The sequence below is a fragment of the Oceanipulchritudo coccoides genome (assembly GCF_010500615.1).
In the GTDB taxonomy this organism is placed as follows: Bacteria; Verrucomicrobiota; Verrucomicrobiia; order Opitutales; family Oceanipulchritudinaceae; genus Oceanipulchritudo; species Oceanipulchritudo coccoides.
In genome coordinates, this window is the sequence record NZ_JAAGNX010000002.1 from 782,129 (window position 1) to 806,663 (window position 24,535).

Sequence of the window (24,535 nt, forward strand, 5' to 3'; positions counted from 1 at the left end):
CATTTCAATCAACTCCCCTTTGTTGCCCACAGATGAAAGGTTCCTCGATCTCTGTCCGTATCGCCGACTTCCTGAAGGACTACCCGCCCTTTGAGTTTCTTGAAGTCGAAGCCCTCCGCGAGCTTGCCGGGAAAAGCAAGGTCAAGTTTCATGAAGACGGGGAGATTGTCTTTTCCCAGGGCCAGCCCCGGGACCAGTGGATTTATGTGATCCAGCAGGGGAATATCCGCGTAATCGACGAGGAGGGGGAGACTGAACAACTGATTGACCTGCGCGGCCCGGGTGACCTTCTGGGGCTGCAGGGCATCCGTTCGGAAGAACCCTACGTTCATACCTGCAAGACTGAAACGGAAACGATCCTCTACGGCCTCCCGCGGGAAAAATTTGTCGAGGAAGCCCAGAAGTCAGGGAAGGCGCGGCGATATCTGGCGGCCTACTTCAGTCTGAATCCGGCCTATGTCTGGAGCCGCAACCCACATCACGACGATTCAGACCAAGGCCCGATTACCCTTCGCCGGGGAGGCTTGGAGGAAGTTGGACCCCCGCAATCCGGTGCACGGCAGGCGCTCGTCACCGTCATGGCGGATACCCCCATTCGCGAAGTGGCCCTGAAACTCCAATCCAAGAGAGTGGAGTGCGTCCTGGTCGTCGATGAAGACCACCGGCCGATTGGGAAATTGACCGATGCTGATTTGCGTGACCGCCTCCTGGACGGATCGGTCCAGCCCTTTGCCCCGGTTCGCGACCTCATGTTTACGGACCTGATCACCGCTTCCCCGACCGAAAACACCGGTGACTTGCTGGTTAAGCTGACTCGATACGGCAAGAATTTCCTTGTTGTGACCGAAGACGGAACAGCCCACTCCCGGGCCCTCGGGCTTGTATCCGAGCGGAATCTCTTTCTCCAATACGGGCGTTTTCCAACAGTGGTCGGTGAAGCAATCAGTTCTGCTCCAGATCTGTTTTCCCTGAGATCCCTGCGCGACCGTCTGGAATCCCTGATTCTCGAATTTCTCGACAGCCGTCACTCCCTCAAGTGGCTCATGGAGATGGTCGGGGTCCTGAACCGAAAGTTGAATTCACGGGTTGTTGAGCTGGTTGTCTCCGCCATGGAAAAAGAGGGCTGGGGGGCAGCCCCTTCAGACTTTGCCTGGCTAATGATGGGCAGTGGCGGTCGGGATGAGCTGTTGATCCGTTCAGCTGTCTACCATGCCCTCGTCTATGCCGATCCTCCTGCAGGCGAAGAGGAACCCTACCAGACATATTTTCGTGAGCTGGCGCACCGGGCAGCGGATGCTTTGCGTCAATGTGGATTTCTTGAAAGTCCGCAGAATATACTCGCCCAGAATCCGGACTGGTGCCTGCCCCTGCAGGCTATGAAAGCCCGTTTTTCGGCCCTTATTGCCAATCCGGTGAGTAACCATGTTTACAGCGCCCGGGACGCCTTTGATTTTTATCCACTCCGGGAGACACATTGCCCGCTGGCTGAATCCTTGAGCAAGCATATTGACCAGGAATTGCTCAAATATCCGGATTTTATCCGTCACATGGCGAGTGACTCATTGATGAATCAGCCTCCCCGTACCATCTTCAAGGGTTATGTTGTCGACAAGGAAGGGACCCGCCGGGACGAGTTGGCGATTAAATTCCACGCGCTTCTTCCCTTGGTCGATGTCGGCCGGGTTTTGTCCCTTGAAGCAGGATTGCGCAAGCCGACAGCCACCTACAAACGCTTTGAAAAGGCAGCGGACCGGGCAGGACGAGACACGCCTTTGGGCAACCTTTATCAGGAGGCCTCGGGGGCGTTTCTGGTCGCTCAATACGCACGGATTTCACAAGGGCTTCGTACCGGGACGGACGGGGCTGTTATTCATCCGTCCGCCCTTGATGCGGAAACCCGCACCCTCTTGATCACTTCCTTCCGGACCATCTATTCGACGTTGGAAGCGACGGCGCAGCACTTTAGTCTTAACTGGCGTGGATAATGCCCGAAATTGAGCACTACAGGCAGATCAACCAGCTCAAGTTGTCCCTTGAGGCAAACTGGGAGAACTTTCGCTTTGCCTGCATTGATTCGGAAAGCACGGGCCTCGATCCCAAGCGGGATGCGATCATCAGTCTGGCTGGGGTAGGGCTGCAAAACGGGGAAATCTGTCTGTGGGACCAGTTTTCCGTCATTCTGCCCATAGCCTACAACACCTCTTCCGTCACGGTCCACGGAATCACCCGTGAGGAGGCCTCGGATGGGGTCGAGGCACCGGTGGCATTGAGAGCCTTTCTTGATTGGCTGGGAGATGGGATCATCGTCGGGCATCATATCCAGCACGATGTCACCCTGATCAATTTTGCCCTCGAAAAGCACTTTGCCATCAAACTACAGAATGTCGTCATCGACACCATGGAAGCATTTCTGGCCGTCAGTGAGATAGGCGGATTTGCCTCCTTGGGAGAGCCCCGGGGCTACTCCCTGGATGCCTTGTGCGACCACTTCAATATTGTCCCTCATGACCGCCATACAGCGCTGGGAGACGGCTTTCTGACAGCCCAGATTCTTCTGCGCATCTTGAAGGAGGCCGCCAAGTATGGACAATGGAATCTCCATGATCTGCGCGCCTGGCACGCCGATGAGCCAATTCCGGAAAAGGAAGGCAAATAGCCTTGACAGGGGAGTGGGCTCACCTACTTTCTGCCGTTTCTTTAAAGCAATCAATCATGGCTAATCTACAATCATCCAAGAAAGACGTCCGTCGGATTTCCCGTCGCACCGAGCGCAATCTGGCCGTTAAGAGCCGCCTCAAGACTCTTCGTAAGAAGGCTTTGGGCGAAGCTTCCGCTGAAGACAAAAGCGCTTACGCCTCTGCCCTTGATAAGGCTGTCAAGGCCGGTGTCCTGCACAAAAACAAGGCAAACACGGAAAAGGCCAAACTTGCCAAGAATGGCCTCCATTCTAAAAGCCTGCATTAATCTTGCTTGATTTTTATCTTTTCGTGCCCTCCGGTCTAATGGTCGGAGGGTTTCTTTTTTCCCGCTTCGCAACACTTTTTCAAATCCGATGAGTAAACAGCCGCATCTAGGGTTTCCAGCGCCGCTTCTTGGCGTTGATCCCATCCGGCTTCCCGTCCTTCATGATGACGGGGAGATGCTGATTCTGGCTAAGTTGCCCGGCATTCTCCTGCAGCAGGATGCCTGGTATCCACGCCTTCCAATCCTCATTGAGGCGATCCGTTACCAGGCGGCCCAGGGAAAGCCGGAGCTGGTAAAAATGGGCATCAGTCCATCGGGGCTCTGGGCAGTGACAGACATCGATGCCGAGTGCGCAGGTCCAGTCCTCCTGACGAGATCGCGTGAGGCGGCTGAGGAACTGAAGAACCAGTTTGGATCCGGTGCATTTTCCTTCACCTACGAATTTATCACGCAGTCCACACCCAGCGAGGATAAGTTGGAGTGCGATTTGCCCCTTTCCAGACATGGGCGCCTTCCAAGAATGCTGGTTTCCCACACCACGGGGAAAATTACCCACACCACTTTTTCGATGGTCGACAGCGTGGGATCCTACACCCTTTGTTCCGCACAAACCCGCTTTCCACGGCGTCACCAGGTGCTCTTGCATGCCCTGGAGTCTGGATTACCCGTCCTCGGGGACAGAATCTACGCTAAAAGCAACCCTATCATGCTCTCGCGTATCAAACGGGACTATCATTTTCGCCGGGATCAGGACGAGCGACCCCTCTACGATGGCCCAGCCTATTATCTCAAGGAGCTGACCATCAGTGAGAATTTAACGATTTCCATGCCCGCTCCGCCCCGTTGGCAGGGCCTTGTGAAACAGCTTCAAAAATATTCTCACTAGTCAAAGGGGCTTTTTTCAAGAAAAGGCTTTACTTGTAGCCTGAAAACAAAAAGTGTCCTCCGCTTTATTCATTTAAGCTATGGGAAATCTCAGAAAGAAACGTCGCCGCAAAATTTCACAGCACAAGCGCAAGAAGCGCTCGCGCTCGAATCGCCATAAGAAGCGGACATGGGGTTAATGCCTCAAACACACCGGTAATTTTCAACAGCCACGGCAGGATTCTGTCGTGGCTTTTTTATTTGCCCAGGCAGGGGGTGACGGAGACTGCTCCACAATCCCCCAGTCTTGCCAGTAGATGGAAGCCCCCATATTTGTATTACAACGAATCATAACAGGTATTAGTTGGGCCAATCCAGAATGGTTCACCTGTAAGAGCCTTTTCACTACGTGATGCGGTTAGCATCGGCATTATCTTGGGCATTCAACCCGCACGACCTTCTTTTTTAAACTTGTAATCTAATGAGCGGAACTTATCTAAATACTCCATAGGCGAGGGGCTCTTTCCTCTCCGATGTCTTATTTAATCTACCAAGTTGCATTAGATGTTATCGAAAAAAGCGAAAGGTCTTTTCGTTGAAGTCAATGGGTTCTCATATCATGTGGCTGCCGTATCGGGACTTGCTCCTCCCTTCACTGTTGATTCCATTCTGGAGATCCCCCGGCATGAACCCGGAAAGTTGAAGGATCTGCTTGAGAAGGCTTCCGTTGGTCGTCGCAACCGCTTCTTCAACTCCCATTGCGGGATCGTTCCCGAGAGCCGGTTTTTCCGACTTCATACAATCGAGTCGATGACCCGTGCCAAGGAGCCGGGCTACTTCAACCAAGTTCTGGAGCAGCAATTCCGGATCAATCCCAATTCGTCCCGGATGGTTGCCTTGAACGCTGTCAACGGAGCGCCATTCAGTCCGGAGAAGTCACTGGCCACCCAGAAGGAGTTAATTCTGTGTGGGGCGGACTCACGCGAATTCAGCGCCTTCCAGGAAAATCTTGTGGAATGTGGCGTTTATCCGCAGAGCTTGCAGATCAGTACCTTGTCGAGTCTTGCTGGCCTGAAGAATTATCTCACGGTGAAGGAGATTGAGCAACCGGTTCTCCTGGTTGAAATGACACAAAACTCGGCCAATCTTTTTATTCTCTCCAAGGACAAGGTCGACTTGTGCCGGCCGGTCAATTTCGGATTCAACGGCGTGCTGCCGGTAATCCAGAAGGAACTCGGTCTAAAGGACGAGGATTCTGCGCGGGATCTTTTCTTTTCCAACACCTTTGATTTCAGGGAAATCGGTCCGAAGCTCTTGCGGCGGATATTGAAGGAATTGAATGCCTCGACCGGATTTTACGAGGTCCAGACTGGACAGACAATTCCACAAATTTACATGACCTCCCTTCCGGAAAACCTGTCGTGGATTCCGGAGGTTGTGGCGGCTGAAATGGATATCAGCCTGTTGGAAATTGATTGGGAAGGTTGGGCCTCGAGTATCGGGGTGTCGTTCGGGGATGATTGTGCTGCCTCCAGTTTTGATGCCTCGAAGTTTGGTTTATTCAGCTTGTTCGTGAATTTTGAAAGGTAAGAGATGGCCCTTGGGAGCAATAAAAAGAAGGTCTCACAGCGATTGTGGCGTCCCGATTTCCGGGAAGTCAGTGTATTGCCGGACACGAAGGTTATCCGCACTGGATTCCTTATTAATTTCGTGGCCATATCCATCGCCCTGCTTGTGGTGACGATCTACGTGATCAAGGAGTATTCACTGCAGAGCCTCACAGCACAGGTGCGTGAATTACAATCGCAGGTAGCGGATAACACAGCCAGCAACCGAAGCATTCTGGATACCAATAAGCGATTCAAGCAGAGCTCCTCTATCATGGAAGAGGTCATTGCCTTCGACCAGCAGCTACTTGAATTCCCTCTGTTCATTAAGGAAATCACTCTCATTCTTCCCCAGCGGGTCATCCTTTCCGAGATTCAGATGAAGTCTGCCGAGGGTTTGGATGGAGAGACGAATGCCCCTTATTTTTCAGTGGATCTTAAGGGTCGTATCCTTGCTGGTTCGGTCATGACGCCTTCGCAAGTCCTCTCCAACTTCCAGGATGAAATCAACAAGCTTCCCAGTATGAAAGGCCGCCAAATCGAAATGGACCTTGTTCAATTCAGACGGAATAACGAGCAGGGATACTTTGATTTTACGTTAGAGTTGATGATTCCTCCGGAAAAGGGCTCCAAATCATGAATTTGTCAGTAATCAGTAAAAAATTCTCTGAGTATCCCGTTATTTTTGTCTGCGGGGTGATTACGCCCTTGGCTTTGGTTCTTCTTTTCATGCGAGCACCAAAACTAGAGCAGTACGAGACCGAGCTTTCGGACCTTGAGCGGGAGTGGGAACAAATTCTCACGAACACCGAGCGTTCCAATGGCCTGGAGGAAGATATCGCTGCTCTCGAGTCCGGTCTCGAAGATATCGAAAGCCGCCTCATGAGAGTCGAGAACGTGGCGATCAATTACGAGTTTTTCTACGACCTCGAGGAAGAGACAGGGGTGACCCTGAACCAGTTTTCCCAGGGAGTTGCCTCCGACGGATCCGAGATTCCGATGGGCCTCGAGAAAATGAAGCATTTCTCGGTGATTCCTTACGATCTTACGATTGCCGGATCAATGGATCAGTTACTTGGATTCATGGATGTATTGAACCGGCAGAATTACATTGTCCGCCTCGATATGCTTCGTCTTTTCCCCTCAATCGGAGAACAGGGGGATGAGGACAATTTAGGTGGTCGTCTGCGCTGTTATGTCCTTGCCGAAAAGCATGAATAAAAAACATACAATTTTCGTTATTACCTGCCTGATGGCCTTGAGCACAGGCGCCCTTGGACAGGTGATTATTCCGGTCGGGGAGCGTACTGAATTAATCAGTGGTATGCAGAGTGTCGTTGGTAACATGGACAAGGAAGCGGGCGATTTCACAGGACTGGGTTCCCCATTCAGCAAGAAGGCCGAAGCGGATCTAGCGGCTGAGATGTCAGAAGGCCCGGTGGATATCGAGGAGGATGTGCTCCCGGAAGTGATTTCCGATGAGATTGCCTTGGATGTTATTTCACGCAGCTTCAAACCGGACGGAAGCATGATTTTCGGAAACCGGGGAATTCTCAAGCTCGGAAACGGTGAGACAATTGAAGAAGGCGAAAGCTTTCCCGCAGAGATCCGGGGAACCACTTACACGGTGGAAATCGTCAAAGTCACCGCTCGCGGATACACCCTCAAGGTCGGCGATGCGACCGTGGACAAAACATTTCTGAAGTCTGTTAATCAATCTGGTAAATAGTCTTTATCTCAAGCCAAACAAAATTCCAACTAGACAATCAAGAAAGGATAAACCGATGAAAGGTCTACAAACCATAGCGATATTATCAGCCTTGCTGGTAACGACAGTGTCGGCGCAGACCGCAGGCGATCCTGTGGACGCGCAGGCAGATGCCATGATGGCAGATGCCCAACAAGAATCCCTGCAGGCATCCGAATTGCCGGAACTACCTGACGAACCAACTTTCGAAGTCCCGGAGGAGGAGGTCTTCCTCGATCTTCCCGGAAGCGACTCTGTCGGCACCGCTGTTGCCAGTGATGCCGAAACCATCTCGGTCGACTTTCCAGAAGAGGATGTCCGGGACATCATCCGGAGTGTTGCAGAGCTCTATGAGCTGAATGTGGTCATTCCAGACAGCTTGGCTGGCAGTGTCAGCATCAAGCTTCGTGACGTTTCCTGGCAGCAGGTTTTTGATGTGGTCCTCGAGCCGCTCAATTTCACCTACATCATTGATGGGAACATCATCAAGATCAAGAGTCAGGACGAGCTCGCCGTTGAGCCGGTCGACACACGCGTTTTCATTGTGGACTTTGCCAATGCTGGCGAAATTCGCAGTTCGGTTGAGCCGCTCATCGATGCGGCCGCCGGGGGCAAGATTCAAGTGGATACTCGCAGTAATGCGCTTGTCATCACTGAACGTCCGAGTCGCATGAATGACATCCAGGAAATCATTGAGACCCTGGACCGTCCGACCGAGCAAGTAATGATCGAATCAAAGTTTGTCGAAATCCAAGGTCGTGAAAATGATTCCCTTGGTGTTGACTGGCAATCTTTGGTCGGTTGGGGCGTTTCGATGGAACAGGGCCTGAACGGTATTCTGGGTCGTCAGTATGACAGGATATCCGGCAGCGGAATTCCCACCACGACAACCCGGCAAGACACCGCGGTTTTATCCTCGGACGCCTTCAGCGTTGTCCTGAGTGCCCTTGAGGCAAACTCTGATATCGAGCTGGTTTCCAATCCAACGATCGTCACCATGAACAACAAGAAGGCGACGATTAACATTGGTGAGGAGTATCCAATCCCGAGTTACCGCTACAATGACGAAGTGGGTCAGTTTGAAGTGAGTCAATTCGAGTACAAGAATATCGGGATCAACCTGAATGTTATCCCGCAAATCAACAGTGCCGGATTCATCAACCTGAATATTCAACCGGAAATCAGCAGCCGTAGTGGTGAGGTTTCCTTTGGTGGAGCTTCCGGTGCGCTCATTCCGATTATTTCGACCCGCAAGACGGACAGCAGTGTCACCATCAAGAGTGGATACACGCTGGCGATTGGTGGGCTGATCGAGCAGTCGGAAGAGTTGACGGATTCGAAGGTGCCGATTCTTGGCTCAATCCCGGGCCTTGGGCGTCTATTCAGCAGCAAGGGCACGGACATCAATCGTCGTAACCTTATCATCTTCATCACGGCCAAAATCTTGAGTGCAAGTGGAGCCACGTACGAGGATGTCTTCTCCAAGAAGACCCTGTATGAAATGGGGATTTCCAGCAGCGACATTCCCGGCTATGAGCCATCCGAAGAAGAGGATGCGCTTCTGGACAAGGTAAAGGCCTCCCGCGATGAGGTTGAGCAACTTGAAGCCCAGCGTAAGCTGCAGGAAAAGATCCAGATGCTGGATGCGGTCAAGAATGCTTCCAAAGAGAACCTCACGGTCGCTGAGGAGGAAGAATCCTATCCTCGCCGCTTTCAATAATTGAGCGGATAATCTAATTTGCGCGGGCGGTTCTGAATGGAGCCGCCCGCTTTATTTTATCGATGCCGCACGGGACAAGCGATCGCGGATAGCCAAAACAAGGCCGTCGGCGTTGGCGGGGGGCAGTTCGCAGAAAATTCTTTCGAAGCCCTTTGCATCCAGCTTGCGGAGCAAATCGAAGAGGGTCCGGGCCACGATTTCCATGTCTCCGTCCTCGGAAAACCAGAATGTTGCCTGCTCCCGTGACGGATTGAGCGTGCCGGGCCTTTGGAGGAAAGCTATCGCCTCGTTTTTGGCAGTTTTGGGAATAGACCCCAGTTCAAAGGCAATCATTTTGGTTTTGGGGCTGTAGTGGCGGAGCATGGTCCCCGGGGCGGTGGCGGCCTCGGTCTCTTCGAGGTTCAAAAGCTTTGTTTGGACGGGTAGGCGCAGGTGATCTGAAATCTGCTCAGCGGTTACGGCTCCGGGCCTGAGGATGGCCGGATTCTTCCCCTTTGACAGATCCACGATGGTGGATTCCAGCCCAACCTCGCACGGCCCCCCATCCAGGACAAAAGGAACCTTGTCCCCAAATGCCGATGTCACGTGCTCAGGCCGGGTCGGGGAAACGTAGCCAAAGGGGTTTGCACTAGGCGCAGCCAAGGGCGCATTGAGCTGGTGGAGGAGCTTTTTAGCGACGGGATGCCGTGGCATCCTGATGGCGACGGTTTCCTTTCCCGCGGTAATCAGATCGGGCACAATCGATCTCTTTTTAAGGACAAGGGTGAGGGGACCCGGCCAGAATGCTTCGGCAAGGATACGGCCATCCTCGGGTACAATGGCCAGGCTGCGGGCCATTTCCAGATCAGCCACATGGACGATCAGGGGGTCCATCAAGGGGCGGCCCTTGATCGAAAAGATCGAGTGGCATGCCTGCTCGTCGAGCGCAAGTGCCGCCAAGCCGTAAACAGTCTCGGTTGGAAGGCCAACAACGCAGCCATTCTGCAGGGCCTCTGCGAAAAAACGGATATTTGCTTCGCTAGGCGGATAGACAAAAGAAGAGGCTCCCCCGTCAGGAGGAGCCTTCTTGTAAAATTCAAAACTGGATTTACTCACTAGGACTGCGGGATACCGCAGGCGGCGTTACTTCATGAGAAGTAGATTCCTGGCCTGCTTGATTACCCGGGTAAGGTGTCGCTGCTGCACAGCTGTGAAGCCGGTGATGCGGCGAGGAAGGATTTTACCCGTGTCGGTAACGTAGCGGGTAAGGATCTCAACGTCGGTATGCGTGAGTTCGAGCGGGTTCTTCTGGCGTTGTTCCTCAGTTGTCATAAGCGGAACAAAGAAGGTGCTTAAAATTTGCATGGCAAGAAAAAAGTCATTTCGTAGATTCCTTTTCTCTGGGCTCGAAGGGTCCATTGGTCTTGAGTTCGCAGAAGGCATTTGCCAACGTCCCCCCTGAATTTTCCCGATATGAGATTTCGTCAACTTCCCCAACCGACCCAATGGGCGGCCTTTGCGCTGCTTGGCCTCGTCCTCTTTTTGATCTGGGACCAGTATTTCTGGTGGAAACTCCGGGATGAATATGCCTTCGGGTTTATCGTGCCGCTTTTTGTGGCCTATGTTCTCTTTGAGCGCTGGCCGCGTCTGGCAAAGGGGTTGATTGGAGATGCTGACACGCAGGAAGCTGCTTCCAATCCTTCCAGCGACGGACCTGCATCGACCTTTTCCAGCCTTTTGGAGAAGGCCCTTATCACGATTTCCGTCCTGATGGTTGCCGGGGGATTTGTCTCCTTTTTTGCCGGCTCGCTCTATCGTGCCATGGAGGGGCAAAACCTGATTTCCTCCAATTTTCTGGCTTTCGGCTTTGCCAATATTCTTCTTGGGGGAGCATTTCTCTATTCCGGGAAAAAGGCCGACGGGACGCCAAATCCACTCAAGGAGCGCTGGCATCTGGCTCTCCTGTTCCTTTTCCCAGCCTTGATCTGGATGTTGTCGGTCCCCATGTTTAATGCGGTCTACAAGACCATCAGCACTTTCCTGATGAACAAGGTGGCGGTCGTCGTCTACCACTCCTTCGATTTACTTGGTTATGCGGTGGTTCGCGAAGGCAGTGTCCTGAAGCTGCCTCTCGGAGACGTGGGTGTGGAGGATGCCTGCTCCGGGATTCGTTCCCTCACGGCCTGTCTTTTCGCCGGCTCTTTCCTTGGATCGGTCTATTTTGATAAATTATGGAAAAAGGTGTTCCTTGTCGGGACCGCCATGGTGTTCGCCTTTATCAACAACATCTTCCGGAGCCTATTCCTGACTGCATGGGCGTATGCAAAAGGTCCCACTGGACTGGATACGCATGTTATTGTCTGGGGCCAGGACCTGGGGAATGTGCATGACTTTACCGGTTGGGTCGTTCTTGGCCTGACGGTTATTTGCCTGCTGGCACTGGTTAAATTATTCAGCATCCGGCTGGAATATGAACTCAAACCCGGAGAGACCTTATGAAACCACTCTTAATGACCAATGAGTATCCCCCCAACGTCTATGGTGGCGCGGGGGTCCACGTGGAATACCTGAGCCGGGAACTCAGTAAATTGATGCCGGTTGAGGTCCGCTCTTTCGGTTCGCAGAATATCGAGGACCCAAAATTGTCAGTCTTTGGGACCGGCCTGGACGATTCGGGCTTCACTTGTCCCAAAGGGCTGAGAAGCGTTTTTGGAGCCCTTCAAAGAAACCTTGGATTCAATACCCGGGCGATTGATGCGGATCTGGTCCACTGCCACACTTGGTATACGCACTTTGGTGGCATCATGGCCAAGTTGAATTACGGGATTCCCCTTGTCCTGACTGTTCACTCACTTGAACCACTCCGTCCATGGAAGCGCGAGCAACTTGGTGGTGGTTATGATTTCAGTTCCTGGGTGGAGAGGACGGCCATTGAAATGGCGGATGCGATCATCGCCGTTTCTGAGGGAACTCGCGTTGACGTCCTGAAACACTTCCATGTGGATCCCGAAAAGATTCACATTATCTATAACGGTATTGACCCGGATGAATACCAGAAAGTAGATCCGACCGCGGCGCTTGAAAAGTTCGGGATAGATCCCAAACAGCCCTATGTGCTTTTTGTCGGGCGCATCACCCGGCAAAAGGGTATCATCTATCTGGTAAATGCGATTCGTCATATGAATCCTGATTTCCAGATTGTTCTGTGTGCGGGTGCCCCGGACACACCCGAGATTGCCGCTGAGATGAAGACAGCTGTGGCGGAGGCCAGCAAGAACCGGTCCGGTGTTTTCTGGATAGATGAGATGGTGGACAAGAAAACCGTGATCCAGCTCTACTCCGGTGCGGAGGTATTCTGTTGTCCCTCCATTTACGAGCCGTTTGGCATTATCAATCTGGAGGCAATGGCCTGCGAGACAGCAGTCGTTGGGGCGAGTGTGGGAGGAATCCCCGAAGTGGTTGTCCATGACCAGACAGGCTATCTTGTTCCTGTTGCCCAAATCCATGAATCACCTTTTACGCCGCTGGAGCCGGAGCATTTTTCCAAGGATATCGCTTCCCAGATTAATCGCCTCATGGCAAACCCGGAGCGACGTGCGGCGTTTGCCAAGGCCGGACGGCAACGTGCCATCGATACCTTCAGTTGGGCTGCCATCGCCAAGGAGACGTCAGAGCTTTACGCCTCACTTGTGAAATAACCCGGAATTCCAAACAAATACCCTTATGACACCTGTCTCCAAGTTTCCCGGCCCCTCAAGGGTCGTCATTGATCATGTCACTCCGTCAATCGGCGGCGGGATGTTTCCCGTCAAGCGTCCATTGGGCGATGACTTCCATGTGGAGGCCCACGTCATTGCCGATGGGCACGACCACCTTGATGTGGTTCTCGCTTATCGGAAAATCGGGCAAAAGCGTTGGGAAGAAGTTCCAATGCAGGACCTTGGTAATGATGAGTTCGGGGGAACCTTCCGGGCGGAGCAGATAGGATTGCACGAATACCGTGTGATCGGGTGGGCAGATGAGTTTCGCAACTGGCACGTAGGCTTTGTGAAGAAGTCTGATGCCGGGGATTCGAAAATTGGAGTGGAACTCGACATCGGGGCCCGATTGGTAGCGGAGGCCGCCTCCCGGGCAAAAGGTAAGGATGCCAAACAGCTCAAGGGATGGGCAGGTTTTCTTGGAGATCACTCCCGCGACCTGATGCAGAAAGTGAACCTCGCCAGACAGGGTGACTTTTTCGAAACTGTTCGGCGTTACCCGGATCGAAGCCTGCAAACACAGGGTACCGTTTCCCACCTTCTTGTTGAACGGGAAAAAGCCTATTTCAGCACCTGGTACGAATTTTTCCCCCGCTCGTGCGCCAATGATGCCAGCCGTCACGGGACCTTCAAAGATGCTATTAGCAGGTTCCCGGAAATTGCCCGTATGGGGTTTGATGTGGTGTACTTCCCCCCGATTCATCCCATTGGGGAAAAGTTCCGGAAGGGGCGTAACAATGCCCTTGAGGCGGCCCCGGAGGATGTGGGCAGCCCATGGGCGATCGGTTCCTCACAGGGAGGACACAAATCCCTGCATCCTGAACTTGGATCAATGGAGGACTTCAAAGATCTGATCGAGGCGGCTGATAAACATGGCCTGGAGGTGGCCTTGGACATTGCCTTCCAATGTGCTCCCGACCACCCATATGTAAAAGAGCATCCCCAGTGGTTCAAGTGGCGTCCGGACGGAACAGTCCAGTATGCCGAGAATCCCCCTAAGAAATATCAGGATATCCTGCCGTTCGACTTTGAAACAGAGGATTGGAAGGCACTCTGGCTCGAGCTGAAGAGTATTTTTGACTTCTGGATTGAGGCCGAGGTGAAAATCTTCCGGGTGGATAATCCGCACACCAAGCCGATGGAATTCTGGCGCTGGTGTATTGGGGAATTGAAGGTCACGCATCCCGAAGTCCTCTTTCTCGCGGAGGCCTTTACCCGACCCAAGCGCAAATACCGGTTGGCCAAGGCAGGATTTACACAGGGCTACACGTACTTTACCTGGCGCAACTTTCCCCAGGAGGTGAGGGAGTACGTCGAAGAGTTGACCCAGTCGGAAGTGAAGGAATTCTTTTTGCCGAATTTCTGGCCAAATACGCCGGATATTCTTCATGAGGATCTTCAGAAAGGGAATCGGGCAACTTTTCTCGGTCGCTACATTCTTGCCGCGACTTTATCCTCCAATATCGGCATTTATGGACCCGCCTTTGAATTGATGGAGAAGGAGCCATTCCCCGGCAAAGAGGAGTACAATCACAATGAAAAGTACGAACTCAAAAACTGGAATTGGGATCGGCCGGGGAATCTCAAGAACGACATTTCCCGCGTAAACGGCATCCGGCGTGATCATCCAGCCATGCATCGCACGGCGAATATCCGGTTTGTCGACACGGACAATGCGAGTATCCTGGCCTATATCAAGCAGACTCCGGACCGGAAGGACCAGCTACTGGTGATCGTCAACTTCGACTGGCACAAGCAGCAAGAAGGGAATGTCCACCTGCCGCTGTCTGAAATGGGTATCGGCTCAGACAAGGCATTTGAAGTGAAAGACCTCTTTGATCCGACACAGCCGGCCTATATGTGGCGGGGATCACGGAACTTCTTCAGCCTCAACCCGATCAAGTCACCTGCCCATATTTTCCAGATCAACCTGGGTTAGCGGCTTTCGTAATCTACCACTGCCCGCTCTGAGGTCGTCTTCTGGACAAATTTGACCACCTTTTGGTGCTCTGGATGGATACGGTAAGTCTCCAAGTCTTCCTTGTTCTCAAATTGGGTCAGTAGCCCAACATCAAAAGAAGCAGGAGTCCTGCTGAAGTCCCTTCCGGCCTCCAACTTGACCAGCTCGGGAATTTTCCCCGGTAGCTTCATGAGCATTTCAACGAGTTCGGCAGCGTTTTCCTCTCCCGTTGAACCTTCGGCTTCCGGGAGCATTCTGAAAAATACGAGGTGCGTGATCATTTTCTCTGCGCTCATTAATCAATGACTTCCCGCTCAATCAAGTCGCTCAGGTTATCCGTGTCAGCAGCAAATTTCCGGATGCCTTCAGCCAGTTTGTCAGTTGCCATGGGATCGGCATTCATGTGCCAGCGAAAGGTCTTTTCGTCCACTACCATTTTCTGGATCGGCTCAACCTTCGCTCGTTCGACAGTCAGTTGCCGCTCAAGCGGACGATGATCATTTTGCAGCTTCTTCAGCAGATCCGGGCTGATTGTTAGCAGATCACATCCCGCAAGGGCTTGTATTTGCCCGATATTGCGAAAACTGGCCCCCATTACCTCGGTCTTGTGGTTGTGGTGCTTCAGGTAATGGTAAATCTGCGTCACTGATTGGACTCCCGGATCATCCTGGGCCTCGTACTCGCCGCCGGTTTGTGCGACATACCAATCAAGAATGCGGCCCACAAAAGGGCTGATCAGAGTGCATCCGTTCTGGGCTGCCGTGATCGCCTGAATGAGTGAGAAAAGGAGTGTCAGGTTGCAATGAATGCCTTCTTTTTCCAACACCTTGGCTGCCTCGAGTCCTTCCCATGTGGAAGCAATCTTGATCAGTACGCGGTCCTTTTTCACCTCTTGCGCTTCGTAGAGGGAGATGATGTGGCGTGCCTTCCTGATAGTACCTTCCTTGTCGAAGGAAAGCCGGGCATCCACTTCGGTCGATACCCGCCCGGGAATGATCTTGAGGATTTCCGTGCCAAACAGGACCAGTAAATGATCGATCACATCGTCTATCAGTTCGCTTCCGTGCCGGTTTTCCTTTTCGGCCAGGGTGGCTGCCTTCTCCAGAAGATGCGCATAGGCATCCATTTGCACGGCCTTATAGATCAGGGTCGGGTTGGTTGTCGCATCCTGTGGGGCATAGGATTCGATCGACTCAAAGTCTCCCGTGTCCGCCACAACGGTTGTGAACTGCTTTAATTGCGATAACTGATCCGCAATGATTGGAAGGTCCCCTGTTGCTGAACTCATGCTTTCCAGCTTGGGCTATTCCCCGGACTTTGACAACCCCGTTCACGCCAGAGGAGGTAATTTGCCGGCGTTGTGATTAAAATGAAAAAAAATCACTTTTTGGGACAAATTGGAACGCAATTGGCTTCATTTATACGATTGACAGATTTAGGTTATTGGCTGTCATTCTTGCTTTGGTTATAAACCAATAACTAAAACTACAAAACATGAAAACGAAAATGAAAAAGATTACTGCTATCCTCGCTGCCTCTGTGGCAGGCGCAACGATTGCTGGTGCCCAGGAATTGTCCGTGAGCACTGGTGTTGCCTGGGAATCGGATTACATCTTCCGCGGCGTTCAGCTTGCTGAAGAGTACTTCGCTCCTTCGGTTGACGTGAGCTATGGCGATTTCTACGCAGGCATGTGGGCCGCTTTGCCGGTCGATGCTGAATTTGCGAATGAAATCGACTTCTACGCTGGCTATGGCTTCGGCATCAACGAAACTGTGAGTGGCGACTTCGGTGTCACCTACTACACTTACCCGGAAGACGGCGTTGGTGAAGACACAGTTGAACTATATGCTGGTCTCAGCTTCGAAGCTACCCTCAGCCCGGCGATCTACGTCTTCTATGATTTCGATCTGGAAGCCCTGACGCTTGAAGGTTCAATCGGCCACTCAGTTGAGCTGAGCGAAGAAGGATCCGTGGATATGTCCGCTTACCTCGGTTGGGTTGATCCTGACTTGGGTGATGACTGGAACTACTACGGAGCCGGTGTTGCTTACAACTACGCATTCACGGAAAGTGCCAGTTTCAGCATTGGCCTGAACTGGTATGCTTCTTCTGAAGACACGATCGGCGAAAGCGGTGGCGACGACAACGAGTTCACCCTCGCGACAAGCATCACAGCCGGATTCTAAATTGATTTAGATCTGATTTTTGAGCCCCGGTCCCGCAGCAGTGGGATCGGGGTTTTCTTTTTGGACAAATTGAGTTGACAGGGGTGGGCCTAAATCTACGGTCCTTCCTTTTTTCCGATAATGAAAAGCTATCTGGCCAAAACAGGTGAAATTGAACCCAAGTGGTACGTGATCGACGCCGAAGGCGAAGTCCTCGGCCGCTTGGCAGTAAAAATTGCAAACATTCTACGTGGTCGGCATCGCCCGACTTACACTCCCCATACGGATACGGGCGATTTTGTCGTTGTCCTGAACGCCGCCAAGGTGGCCGTCACTGGCCGCAAGGAAGAACAGAAGAAGTACATGTTCTACAGTGGTTATTTCGGCAACGAGAAGTACATCGGCCTGAAGGAATTCCGTAACCGGAAGCCAGAATTCATCATCGAGAATGCCGTCAAGGGGATGTTGCCCCGCAATCGGCTGGCTCGCGCCCAGATGAAGAAATTGAAGATTTATGCAGGAACTGAGCATCCGCACGAAGCTCAGAATCCAGTTCCTTACGAAGGTTAATTTAAGCAAACGAGAGACATATGAGTGACGCAGCAACGGTTTTACGGGCCACAGGACGGCGGAAGCGGGCATCTGCCCGGGTTCGGCTGATTCCAAACGGTTCAGGTTCCTTCACGGTGAATGGCAAGGAGATGGAGACATACTGTTATTCCGAGTCGTTGGCCCGTGTGGCCGAGTTGCCCTTGGTGACGGTCGACAAGAAGGGTCAATTCGACGTGATTGCCTTGGTGCAAGGTGGTGGCCCGAATGGCCAAGCGGAAGCGATCTCACATGGTTTAGCCCGTGCATTGGAAAAGTTTGATGGTGAGCTGCGGCAGCCACTCAAGAAAGCAGGACTTTTAAAGCGGGATCCCCGACGTCGCGAGCGTAAGAAGCCTGGACAGCCCGGAGCGCGCAAACGCTTCCAGTTCAGCAAGCGTTAAGACGTTCTGTCATCGGGGACACGTATCCTTGCAAAGGGTCTTTTCCTTCCTCGGCAGTCGTCTGCCGTCGAAGGAAAGGGCCCTTTTTCGTTATCGAGTTAATTATTTCAGGGCATAGCCTGTTTAATCATGAAAACAGTAGGAATTATTGGAGCCTCCGGATACTCGGGGGAAATCCTTGTCGAGTTGCTGGCGGGGCACCCCAAAGCGAAATTGGCGGTGGTGGCCTCCCGAACCCATGCTGGGAAACGGGTGGACTCCATCCTGAGCCGGCTGTCGGGTCTCACGGGGGATCTTGAGTTTACCAAGGCGAATCCGAAAGCTCTCGCCAAGGAAGAGGTCGATATCTGGTTTCTGGCGCTACCGCACGGGGTAGCTGCCGAATATGCGCTGCCATTGGTGGAGGCGGGCAGGCTGGTTATCGACCTGAGCGCGGATTTCCGCCTCAATTCGGACGAAACCTACACCACCTATTACGGCCAGAAGCATCCAGTTGCTGAATGGTTGCAGAAGGTTCCGTATGTCTTGCCTGAGTTTACCCAGCCTGGCTGGAAAAAGGCCGACTTAATCGCCTGTCCCGGCTGTTATCCCACAAGTATTCTTCTACCCCTGCTACCATTGGTCAGGGAAAAACTCCTGACAGGGGAGGGAATCATCGTCAACGCCTTGAGCGGGGTCTCTGGAGCAGGCAAGAAGGAGAGCGTTTTCTACAGTTTCTGCGAGCGCACGGACAGCGTACTGGCCTACGGGCTTGGACAACACCGGCACTTGTCTGAGATTGAGGAGCAGCTTGGTATGGCTGCCCGCCAGGCTGTGCAGGTCCAGTTCACACCGCACTTGGTTCCCATGATGCGGGGGATTGCCAGTACGATTGTGGCTCCCTTTGAAGGAGCTGTTGATGAAATTTATGCCTCATGGGAGAAAGCCTACGGGAAGAAGCAGGGAATCCGGCTTCTCCCAAGCGGGACAGCTCCGGATACGCGGGATGTCCTGGGCCGAAACAGGGCGGATTTCTCGGGATATGTCGATTCGCGGACCGGTAACCTGATCATCACGAGTGCCATCGACAACCTGATGAAGGGGGCAAGTGGACAAGCTGTGCAAATTATGAATTTGCGCATGGGGTGGCCGGAATTTGCGGGCCTGGTTTAGTTCTGGAGGAAAATCTGTGGACGACTTTCAAATCATTGAGGAAACATCGGGTCTTGTGGACACGCCGGGCTTTTTGGCTACTGGCGTGCATTGTGATATTCGCAACAAAGCTGATGGCCGACTGGATTTGGCTCTGGTCGTATCGGAAACCCCATGCACCGTGGCGGGCGTATTCACTCAAAACAAGATGGCGGCCGCGCCCGTCCGGCTTGGACGTGAGCAACTGGCTTCAGGAATTGCTGCTCGTGGTTTTGTCGCCAACAGCGGTAATGCCAACGCCTGTACGGGCCCTGAAGGCCTTGTCGATGCCTTGAAGATGCGGGAATTGGCAGCTGCTGAGCTTGGCTTCAAGCCGGAGGAGGTTTTTGTCTGTTCCACAGGCCGGATTGGTGAGCGCCTTCCCATGGATCAGATTGCCAAAGGTCTCACAGACGGCAAAATCACGCTTGGTACGAATAGCGCAGATGGTCTGAAAGCTGCAGAGGCGATCCTGACTTCCGACACATATAGTAAGCTTGTTTCAGTCGAGGTGCCGACCTCGCGGGGAACTGTCCGGATTTCTGGGATGGCAAAGGGTGCCGGAATGATTGAGCCGAACATGGCCACGATGCTGGCTTTTATCTGTACGGATGGACAAGTTGGTGCAACTGACCTCCAGGCGGTCCTGAGCGAGGCTGTGGATGCTTCCTTCAACGCTGTTACGGTGGATGGAGATGAAAGCACCAATGACACGGCCCTGTTCCTTGCCAACGGGATCAGCGGGGTGGAATTATCTCCCAAAAGCGCGGATTGGCAGGCTTTCAAAAAGGCGGTGGCTTATGTTTGTCACACGCTGGCGATGAAGATTGTCGGGGATGGCGAAAAAATCACAAAAGTCGTGGAAATTTCCATTGAAGGAGCGGCCACGGAAAAAGAGGCCAACATGGCTGCACGGGCCATTGCCAACTCCCTTCTGGTGAAATCCTCCTGGTACGGCAATGATCCGAACTGGGGCCGGTTAATGGATGCCCTTGGGTATAGTGGCGCCCAGGTTTCCGAGGAGACGGTGGAGCTCCAATATGCCAACGCGGTCAAGGAGCCGGTGGCCGTATTCTCGAAGGGTCGTACTTTCCATGAAAACAAGCCCCTCTGGAAGGAGGTTGTTTCCGCCAAGACGTTCAGCATCCTGTTCAATCTCGGCCAGGGCAACGCATCCTGCCGGGTCTGGTCGACGGACCTGACGGAGGGCTATGTAAACTTCAATAAATCCGAATAAGATGCCGGTTGACATAAACATACAGGCGAAGACCGAGGTGCTGCTCGAGGCACTTCCGTATATCCAGACCTTCAAAGGCAGCACCTTTGTTGTTAAGTTTGGCGGGTCCTTCATGGACACCGAACGGGCGCGTATCGGGGTCGCGACCGACCTTGTCTTCCTGGCGACGGTCGGGATTCATGTAATTGTCGTCCATGGGGGCGGGCCAGCAATCAACAAGGCCATGTCCGAGGCGTTGATTGAGCCGGTCTGGAAAAACGGATTGCGCTACACGGACGAAAGGACGGTCCAAATTGTCGAGAAGACCCTTAACGAGAACATCAACTTATCGGTCTGTGAAAATATCCAGATCCAGAAGGGCCATCCGATCGCTGTAAAAGGCCAGGATGTATTTCGCTGCAAGCGCCTTGAAGAGGATTCAGACGGGAACCCAGTCGATCTGGGCTACGTCGGCAGTATTACAAGCGTTGAATCATCCCGCTTAAAGCGGTATCTGGAACAGGACTACATGCCGATTGTTTCCCCGATTGGAAGGGATGCAGAGGGACAACTTTATAACACCAACGCTGACACGGCGGCGGCACACCTGGCCGCGGCAATTGGCGCACGCCGACTGGTTTACCTATGCGACGTGCCCGGATTGCTGCGGGACAAGGATGATCCTTCATCGCTGATTTCAAGCATCTCGCAGGAGGAAGTACCGGCGATGAAGGCCGAAGGGATTATTGGAACAGGAATGCTTCCGAAGGTGGAGAGCGCTATCAACGCGCTGACCAGCGGAGTGCACCGCGTCCACTTGATCGACGGGACCATGCCGCACAGTATCCTGCTTGAAATATTCACCGACAAGGGTGTTGGAACGGAAATTGTCCATGCCTCCTGAGAAAGGAATTAAAATGAGCTCCAGAACGTCATCAAAAATTACTTCCAAGAAAACAGCCGCGCTTTATGATTCGCATGTCTTGAAGAATTATGGCCCTGCGCCCTTCACGCTCGTCAAGGGAGAGGGAAGTATGCTTTGGGATGCCGAGAATCGCCGCTATCTTGATTTCAGCACGGGTATCGCTGTCAATACGCTCGGGCATGGCCATCCGGTCTGGGTGGAACGGGTGAGCGAACAGTTGGGCAAGCTGGTACACGTGAGTAACTTGTTCAATGTGGCGCAGCAGGGACAGCTAGCGCAGCGTCTTTGTGAAAGAGCAGGACCGGGCAAAGTCTTTTTCTGTAACAGCGGGGCGGAAGCCAACGAGTTTCTCATCAAGCTGGCTCGCTTGCATGGACGGGCTAAGAGTGGGGGAGAAGAAGGCCATTGCTACAAGGTTATAACGGCAAAGAACGCCTTCCATGGCCGGACATTCGGAGGAATGAGCGCTACGCCACAAGCCAAGGTGCAGGATGGGTTTGGTCCCTTGCTCGACGGCTTCCTGCATGCTGAGTTCAACAACCTGGAGAGTTTTCGTTCCATGGTCGATGAGTCCGTGGCAGCCATCATGCTTGAAACCATACAAGGGGAGGGTGGTATCCATCCAGCCACTACAGAATTCCTTCTGGGAATCCGTGAGCTCTGTAATGAAAAGGGAATTCTTCTTTTGATCGACGAGGTCCAGTGTGGAATCGGCCGTACTGGTAGATTCTTTGCATACGAGCACGCGGGCATTCAACCCGATGCCATCGGTATGGCCAAGGGACTTGGCGGGGGCTTTCCGATCGGTGCAGGTTGGGTGGCTGACGCGTATGCGGGATTGTTCACCCCGGGTTCCCATGGCACCACTTACGGCGGAAATCCCCTTGCTTGCACGGCGGCCCTTGCCGTCATGGACGTGATGGAGGAGGAACAGTTGCTGGAGCAGGTGACCGAGCGCAGTGTTGCCTGGCATTCCGCCCTCAAGAAGCTTGTCGAAAAGCATCCCCAACACCTTTCCGGCTTTCGTGGCATGGGCTACCATGCCGCCCTTGTCGTGAACGGGGATCCTCTGCCGTGGGTGGGTCGTCTTCGTGAAAACGGCCTTCTTGTTGTCCGTGGCGGTACGGATGCTATCCGGCTGATGCCACCTTTGAATGTCAGTATTCAGGATTTGGATACGGCAGTTGAAATACTCGATTTAACTTTTGGAACACACACATAAATGACTCAGTTATCTTCCTTTTTAAAAACAACCGACTTGTCCCAAGCGCAGCTGGGAGAAGTGCTGGAGTTGGCGGCCCGGTTCAAGGCGAACCGGGGAGACCCATCAACAAAGCCGTTGGATGGGCAGACATGGGCCCTCCTTTTTCATAAGTCATCCACGCGGACGCGTATCTCCTTTGAAGTGGGGATCCATGAGCTTGGAGGGCATACGATGATCCTCGATCAGAACAGCATGCAAACTGGACGAGGCGAGACCGTCGAGGATACAGCCAAGGTCCTGTCACGTTATATTCACGGCATCATTATCCGGACCTTCGAGCACCAGTTTATTGAGGATATCGCCCACTTCGGATCCATCCCTGTCGTCAATGCACTGACTGATGCCCTCCATCCATGCCAGATTGTTTCCGACCTGCTCACGCTTGCGGAGCGGTGGGGTGAGCCTGGGTCGCTGTTGGATTCGCTGAAGGGGAGAAAGCTCGTCTTCTTTGGCGATTGTGCTTCCAACATGGCCCATTCCTGGATCCTTGGAGGTGCGCTTGCAGGAATGGAGATTGTCCTTTGCGGTCCCGAAAAATTTGCCCCAAAGCCGTTCGTCAATGATCTCCTGAAAGAGGCAGGACTCGAGCAGACCTACACCTTTACGAGCGATGTGCTGGCTGCCGCAAAGGCCGCCGACGCAGTTTACACGGATGTCTGGGTGAGCATGGGTGACGAGGATGAGCGGGAGCAGCGCCTGCAGGAGATGGCGCCTTATCAGGTGAATGCTTCCGTCATGGGGGCGGCCAAGCCGGATGCCTTCTTTCTGCATTGTCTACCGGCCCATGAGGGTGAGGAGGTATCTTCCGAAGTCTACAAAAGTGCCCAGAGCATTGTCTTTGATGAGGCGGAAAACCGCTTGCACGCACAAAAGGCGATTCTTTCCTTCCTAGGCGCCCGATAATCCACTAAATCAATCTGCTTATGAAAATCGTATTGGCATATTCCGGGGGCCTCGACACCTCCGTTCTCGTGAGTTGGCTGAAACAGCACTACAATGCTGAGATCATTACCTTTGCGGCCGATGTCGGTCAGGAAGAGGAACTGGACGGCCTTGCCGAAAAGGCCAAGGCCACTGGAGCCAGCGCGCATTACACGGTGAATCTGGTAGAGGAGTTTGCCTCCGATTTTATCTACCCGATGATGCGCGGAAACGCCCTCTACGAGAACCAGTATTATCTCGGGACCTCCATTGCCCGCCCGTTGATTGCAAAGGCTCACATCGCCATTGCCCGCAAGGAGGGCGCTGATGCCGTGGCCCACGGTGCGACAGGGAAGGGGAACGACCAAGTCCGCTTTGAGCTGACCTATGCCGCCCTCGCCCCGGACCTGAAAATTATCTCTCCATGGCGCATGGCGGAATTTCGTAAGCAATTCCCGGGCCGTACGGAAATGATCGAGTATTGCCGGGAACAGAATATCAATGTCGAGGCATCTGCCAGCAAGCCGTACTCGATGGATCGCAACCTGCTCCATATTTCCTACGAGGCCGGTATCCTGGAGGATCCATGGTTTGATCCGACGACTAAGGAGAACAAGGATATGTTCAAGTTGACCGTCGATCCGGTCGATGCACCGGATGAGGAGGAATATGTCGAACTGGAATTCGAGAAGGGCGACTGTGTGGCTGTCAATGGGGACAAGCTTTCCCCTGGCGAAGCCCTCATGACCTTGAACAAGTTGGCTGGCAAGCACGGCATCGGACGCGTGGATATTGTTGAAAATCGCTTTGTCGGCATGAAAAGCCGCGGTGTCTACGAGACCCCGGGTGGGACGATCCTTCTCCACGCCCGCAAGCAGATGGAGACCCTCACCCTTGACCGTGACCTTGAGCACCTCCGCGACAGCCTTATTCCCAAGTACAGCGAGCTTGTTTATAACGGCTTCTGGTACGCTCCCGAGCGCGAGGCTCTCCAGGCCTTCTTCGACAAGAGCCAGGAATGTGTCTCCGGGATTATCCGCCTGAAGCTCTACAAGGGCAATATCACCACCGTTGGACGCAAGTCCCCCAATTCCCTTTATGACGAGAATATCGCCTCCATGGAGGGCGTCCTGAGCGATTACAACCCCGATGACGCCACCGGATTTATCCGTCTTCAGGGCCTGCGCCTCCGTGCCCGCGCCAAGGCACAGGGAATCCCCGACGCCGGCCCTGATCCAAAGCTCGTCCGCGAGTAGGCTTTCCCGCAGGAATTTGCTTGCCC

Annotated in this window: 25 protein-coding genes; 21 read left to right on the plus strand and 4 right to left on the minus strand. The window is 53.2% G+C overall.

The features are described from left to right. The first annotated feature begins 32 nt into the window (after positions 1-32). From G0Q06_RS08940 to G0Q06_RS08985, 9 genes are all read left to right on the plus strand, one after another. Positions 33-1,985 (plus strand): DUF294 nucleotidyltransferase-like domain-containing protein, encoded by a 1,953-nt coding sequence (locus G0Q06_RS08940; RefSeq protein ID WP_163964676.1) that lies wholly within the window; start codon positions 33-35, stop codon positions 1,983-1,985. After that, positions 1,985-2,656, plus strand: a complete 672-nt coding sequence (locus G0Q06_RS08945) for a 3'-5' exonuclease (protein WP_163964679.1) — start codon at positions 1,985-1,987, stop codon at positions 2,654-2,656. The genes G0Q06_RS08940 and G0Q06_RS08945 overlap by 1 nt, the downstream gene beginning before the upstream one ends. Positions 2,657-2,712: 56 nt before the next feature. Continuing rightward, positions 2,713-2,964 carry a 30S ribosomal protein S20 gene (gene rpsT / locus G0Q06_RS08950; RefSeq protein ID WP_163964682.1) on the plus strand — a complete coding sequence of 84 codons (252 nt, stop codon included), beginning with the start codon at positions 2,713-2,715 and terminating at the stop codon, positions 2,962-2,964. Positions 2,965-3,052: 88 nt separating this feature from the next. Then, a complete protein-coding gene (locus G0Q06_RS08955) occupies positions 3,053-3,850 on the plus strand; it encodes a pseudouridine synthase (protein WP_163964684.1) in 798 nt (265 codons plus the stop codon). 542 nt (positions 3,851-4,392) lie between these two features. Beyond that, the gene (locus G0Q06_RS08965; RefSeq protein WP_163964690.1) at positions 4,393-5,418 is read left to right on the plus strand and encodes a hypothetical protein; all 1,026 of its coding nucleotides are present in this window, start codon (positions 4,393-4,395) and stop codon (positions 5,416-5,418) included. Positions 5,419-5,421: 3 nt separating this feature from the next. Then, entirely contained in the window at positions 5,422-6,075 is a 654-nt protein-coding gene (locus tag G0Q06_RS08970) for a hypothetical protein (RefSeq protein ID WP_163964693.1), read from the plus strand. Further along, positions 6,072-6,656, plus strand: coding sequence for a hypothetical protein (locus G0Q06_RS08975; protein WP_163964695.1), 585 nt, complete (start codon positions 6,072-6,074; stop codon positions 6,654-6,656). Before G0Q06_RS08970 ends, G0Q06_RS08975 begins: the two co-directional genes overlap by 4 nt. Further along, a complete protein-coding gene (locus G0Q06_RS08980) occupies positions 6,649-7,164 on the plus strand; it encodes a hypothetical protein (RefSeq protein ID WP_163964698.1) in 516 nt (171 codons plus the stop codon). Before G0Q06_RS08975 ends, G0Q06_RS08980 begins: the two co-directional genes overlap by 8 nt. A gap of 55 nt (positions 7,165-7,219) precedes the next feature. Then, the gene (locus G0Q06_RS08985) at positions 7,220-8,902 is read left to right on the plus strand and encodes a secretin N-terminal domain-containing protein (protein ID WP_163964701.1); all 1,683 of its coding nucleotides are present in this window, start codon (positions 7,220-7,222) and stop codon (positions 8,900-8,902) included. Positions 8,903-8,953: 51 nt separating this feature from the next. Here G0Q06_RS08985 and G0Q06_RS08990 read toward each other — a convergent pair whose 3' ends face one another. Together G0Q06_RS08990 and rpsR are read right to left on the minus strand one after the other, a co-directional pair. After that, positions 8,954-9,997, minus strand: a complete 1,044-nt coding sequence (locus G0Q06_RS08990) for an L-threonylcarbamoyladenylate synthase (RefSeq protein WP_163964703.1) — start codon at positions 9,995-9,997, stop codon at positions 8,954-8,956. 27 nt (positions 9,998-10,024) lie between these two features. Beyond that, positions 10,025-10,213 carry a 30S ribosomal protein S18 gene (rpsR, locus tag G0Q06_RS08995; protein WP_163965648.1) on the minus strand — a complete coding sequence of 63 codons (189 nt, stop codon included), beginning with the start codon at positions 10,211-10,213 and terminating at the stop codon, positions 10,025-10,027. Between the two features lie 141 nt (positions 10,214-10,354). Here rpsR and G0Q06_RS09000 point away from each other — a divergent pair, with 141 nt between their 5' ends. Genes G0Q06_RS09000 through G0Q06_RS09010 form a run of 3 tightly spaced genes read left to right on the plus strand, consistent with a single transcriptional unit; the run spans position 10,355 to position 14,578 of the window. Further along, positions 10,355-11,380: an exosortase/archaeosortase family protein gene (locus G0Q06_RS09000; RefSeq protein WP_163964705.1), complete on the plus strand. Its 1,026-nt coding sequence runs from the start codon at positions 10,355-10,357 to the stop codon at positions 11,378-11,380. Continuing rightward, positions 11,377-12,579: a glycogen synthase gene (gene glgA / locus G0Q06_RS09005; protein ID WP_163964708.1), complete on the plus strand. Its 1,203-nt coding sequence runs from the start codon at positions 11,377-11,379 to the stop codon at positions 12,577-12,579. Before G0Q06_RS09000 ends, glgA begins: the two co-directional genes overlap by 4 nt. A gap of 25 nt (positions 12,580-12,604) precedes the next feature. Next, positions 12,605-14,578, plus strand: coding sequence for an alpha-1,4-glucan--maltose-1-phosphate maltosyltransferase (locus tag G0Q06_RS09010; protein ID WP_163964710.1), 1,974 nt, complete (start codon positions 12,605-12,607; stop codon positions 14,576-14,578). On the opposite strand, the gene G0Q06_RS09015 is transcribed toward G0Q06_RS09010, so the two are convergent. Both G0Q06_RS09015 and tal read right to left on the minus strand, forming a co-directional pair. After that, complete coding sequence (locus G0Q06_RS09015) at positions 14,575-14,895, minus strand: Dabb family protein (RefSeq protein ID WP_163964713.1); 321 nt, start codon at positions 14,893-14,895, stop codon at positions 14,575-14,577. The genes G0Q06_RS09010 and G0Q06_RS09015 overlap by 4 nt on opposite strands. Beyond that, positions 14,895-15,887 (minus strand): transaldolase, encoded by a 993-nt coding sequence (gene tal / locus G0Q06_RS09020; protein WP_163964716.1) that lies wholly within the window; start codon positions 15,885-15,887, stop codon positions 14,895-14,897. The genes G0Q06_RS09015 and tal overlap by 1 nt, the downstream gene beginning before the upstream one ends. Positions 15,888-16,105: 218 nt before the next feature. On the opposite strand from tal, the gene G0Q06_RS09025 reads away from it, so the two are divergent. The 9 genes from G0Q06_RS09025 (at position 16,106) to G0Q06_RS09065 (ending at position 24,509) form a co-directional block, all read left to right on the plus strand. Beyond that, positions 16,106-16,786 (plus strand): TorF family putative porin, encoded by a 681-nt coding sequence (locus G0Q06_RS09025; protein ID WP_163964719.1) that lies wholly within the window; start codon positions 16,106-16,108, stop codon positions 16,784-16,786. Between the two features lie 120 nt (positions 16,787-16,906). Then, positions 16,907-17,335: a 50S ribosomal protein L13 gene (gene rplM, locus G0Q06_RS09030; RefSeq protein WP_163964722.1), complete on the plus strand. Its 429-nt coding sequence runs from the start codon at positions 16,907-16,909 to the stop codon at positions 17,333-17,335. Between the two features lie 20 nt (positions 17,336-17,355). Beyond that, the gene (gene rpsI / locus G0Q06_RS09035; protein WP_163964725.1) at positions 17,356-17,757 is read left to right on the plus strand and encodes a 30S ribosomal protein S9; all 402 of its coding nucleotides are present in this window, start codon (positions 17,356-17,358) and stop codon (positions 17,755-17,757) included. Between the two features lie 129 nt (positions 17,758-17,886). Beyond that, entirely contained in the window at positions 17,887-18,909 is a 1,023-nt protein-coding gene (gene argC, locus G0Q06_RS09040; protein ID WP_163964728.1) for an N-acetyl-gamma-glutamyl-phosphate reductase, read from the plus strand. 16 nt (positions 18,910-18,925) lie between these two features. Beyond that, the gene (gene argJ / locus G0Q06_RS09045; RefSeq protein ID WP_163964731.1) at positions 18,926-20,164 is read left to right on the plus strand and encodes a bifunctional glutamate N-acetyltransferase/amino-acid acetyltransferase ArgJ; all 1,239 of its coding nucleotides are present in this window, start codon (positions 18,926-18,928) and stop codon (positions 20,162-20,164) included. Position 20,165: 1 nt separating this feature from the next. Next, on the plus strand, positions 20,166-21,047 hold the full coding sequence (gene argB / locus G0Q06_RS09050; RefSeq protein ID WP_163964734.1) for an acetylglutamate kinase: 882 nt from the start codon (positions 20,166-20,168) through the stop codon (positions 21,045-21,047). A 13-nt stretch (positions 21,048-21,060) separates the two neighbouring features. Then, entirely contained in the window at positions 21,061-22,290 is a 1,230-nt protein-coding gene (locus tag G0Q06_RS09055) for an aspartate aminotransferase family protein (protein WP_163964737.1), read from the plus strand. Next, on the plus strand, positions 22,291-23,235 hold the full coding sequence (argF, locus tag G0Q06_RS09060) for an ornithine carbamoyltransferase (RefSeq protein ID WP_163964740.1): 945 nt from the start codon (positions 22,291-22,293) through the stop codon (positions 23,233-23,235). It abuts the gene before it with no gap. Between the two features lie 20 nt (positions 23,236-23,255). After that, positions 23,256-24,509, plus strand: coding sequence for an argininosuccinate synthase (locus G0Q06_RS09065; RefSeq protein ID WP_163964743.1), 1,254 nt, complete (start codon positions 23,256-23,258; stop codon positions 24,507-24,509). Positions 24,510-24,535: the final 26 nt, after the last annotated feature.

Excerpts from the sequence above, each read along its gene's own strand:
- G0Q06_RS08940 (WP_163964676.1), top strand. The coding sequence starts at position 33 with ATGAAAGGTTCCTCGATCTCTGTCCGTATCGCCGACTTCCTGAAGGAC.
- G0Q06_RS08945 (WP_163964679.1), top strand. The coding sequence starts at position 1,985 with ATGCCCGAAATTGAGCACTACAGGCAGATCAACCAGCTCAAGTTGTCC.
- rpsT (WP_163964682.1), top strand. The coding sequence starts at position 2,713 with ATGGCTAATCTACAATCATCCAAGAAAGACGTCCGTCGGATTTCCCGT.
- G0Q06_RS08955 (WP_163964684.1), top strand. The coding sequence starts at position 3,053 with ATGAGTAAACAGCCGCATCTAGGGTTTCCAGCGCCGCTTCTTGGCGTT.
- G0Q06_RS08965 (WP_163964690.1), top strand. The coding sequence starts at position 4,393 with ATGTTATCGAAAAAAGCGAAAGGTCTTTTCGTTGAAGTCAATGGGTTC.
- G0Q06_RS08970 (WP_163964693.1), top strand. The coding sequence starts at position 5,422 with ATGGCCCTTGGGAGCAATAAAAAGAAGGTCTCACAGCGATTGTGGCGT.
- G0Q06_RS08975 (WP_163964695.1), top strand. The coding sequence starts at position 6,072 with ATGAATTTGTCAGTAATCAGTAAAAAATTCTCTGAGTATCCCGTTATT.
- G0Q06_RS08980 (WP_163964698.1), top strand. The coding sequence starts at position 6,649 with ATGAATAAAAAACATACAATTTTCGTTATTACCTGCCTGATGGCCTTG.
- G0Q06_RS08985 (WP_163964701.1), top strand. The coding sequence starts at position 7,220 with ATGAAAGGTCTACAAACCATAGCGATATTATCAGCCTTGCTGGTAACG.
- rpsR (WP_163965648.1), bottom strand. The coding sequence starts at position 10,213 with ATGACAACTGAGGAACAACGCCAGAAGAACCCGCTCGAACTCACGCAT.
- G0Q06_RS09000 (WP_163964705.1), top strand. The coding sequence starts at position 10,355 with ATGAGATTTCGTCAACTTCCCCAACCGACCCAATGGGCGGCCTTTGCG.
- glgA (WP_163964708.1), top strand. The coding sequence starts at position 11,377 with ATGAAACCACTCTTAATGACCAATGAGTATCCCCCCAACGTCTATGGT.
- G0Q06_RS09010 (WP_163964710.1), top strand. The coding sequence starts at position 12,605 with ATGACACCTGTCTCCAAGTTTCCCGGCCCCTCAAGGGTCGTCATTGAT.
- G0Q06_RS09015 (WP_163964713.1), bottom strand. The coding sequence starts at position 14,895 with ATGAGCGCAGAGAAAATGATCACGCACCTCGTATTTTTCAGAATGCTC.
- tal (WP_163964716.1), bottom strand. The coding sequence starts at position 15,887 with ATGAGTTCAGCAACAGGGGACCTTCCAATCATTGCGGATCAGTTATCG.
- G0Q06_RS09025 (WP_163964719.1), top strand. The coding sequence starts at position 16,106 with ATGAAAAAGATTACTGCTATCCTCGCTGCCTCTGTGGCAGGCGCAACG.
- rplM (WP_163964722.1), top strand. The coding sequence starts at position 16,907 with ATGAAAAGCTATCTGGCCAAAACAGGTGAAATTGAACCCAAGTGGTAC.
- rpsI (WP_163964725.1), top strand. The coding sequence starts at position 17,356 with ATGAGTGACGCAGCAACGGTTTTACGGGCCACAGGACGGCGGAAGCGG.
- argC (WP_163964728.1), top strand. The coding sequence starts at position 17,887 with ATGAAAACAGTAGGAATTATTGGAGCCTCCGGATACTCGGGGGAAATC.
- argB (WP_163964734.1), top strand. The coding sequence starts at position 20,166 with ATGCCGGTTGACATAAACATACAGGCGAAGACCGAGGTGCTGCTCGAG.
- G0Q06_RS09055 (WP_163964737.1), top strand. The coding sequence starts at position 21,061 with ATGAGCTCCAGAACGTCATCAAAAATTACTTCCAAGAAAACAGCCGCG.
- argF (WP_163964740.1), top strand. The coding sequence starts at position 22,291 with ATGACTCAGTTATCTTCCTTTTTAAAAACAACCGACTTGTCCCAAGCG.
- G0Q06_RS09065 (WP_163964743.1), top strand. The coding sequence starts at position 23,256 with ATGAAAATCGTATTGGCATATTCCGGGGGCCTCGACACCTCCGTTCTC.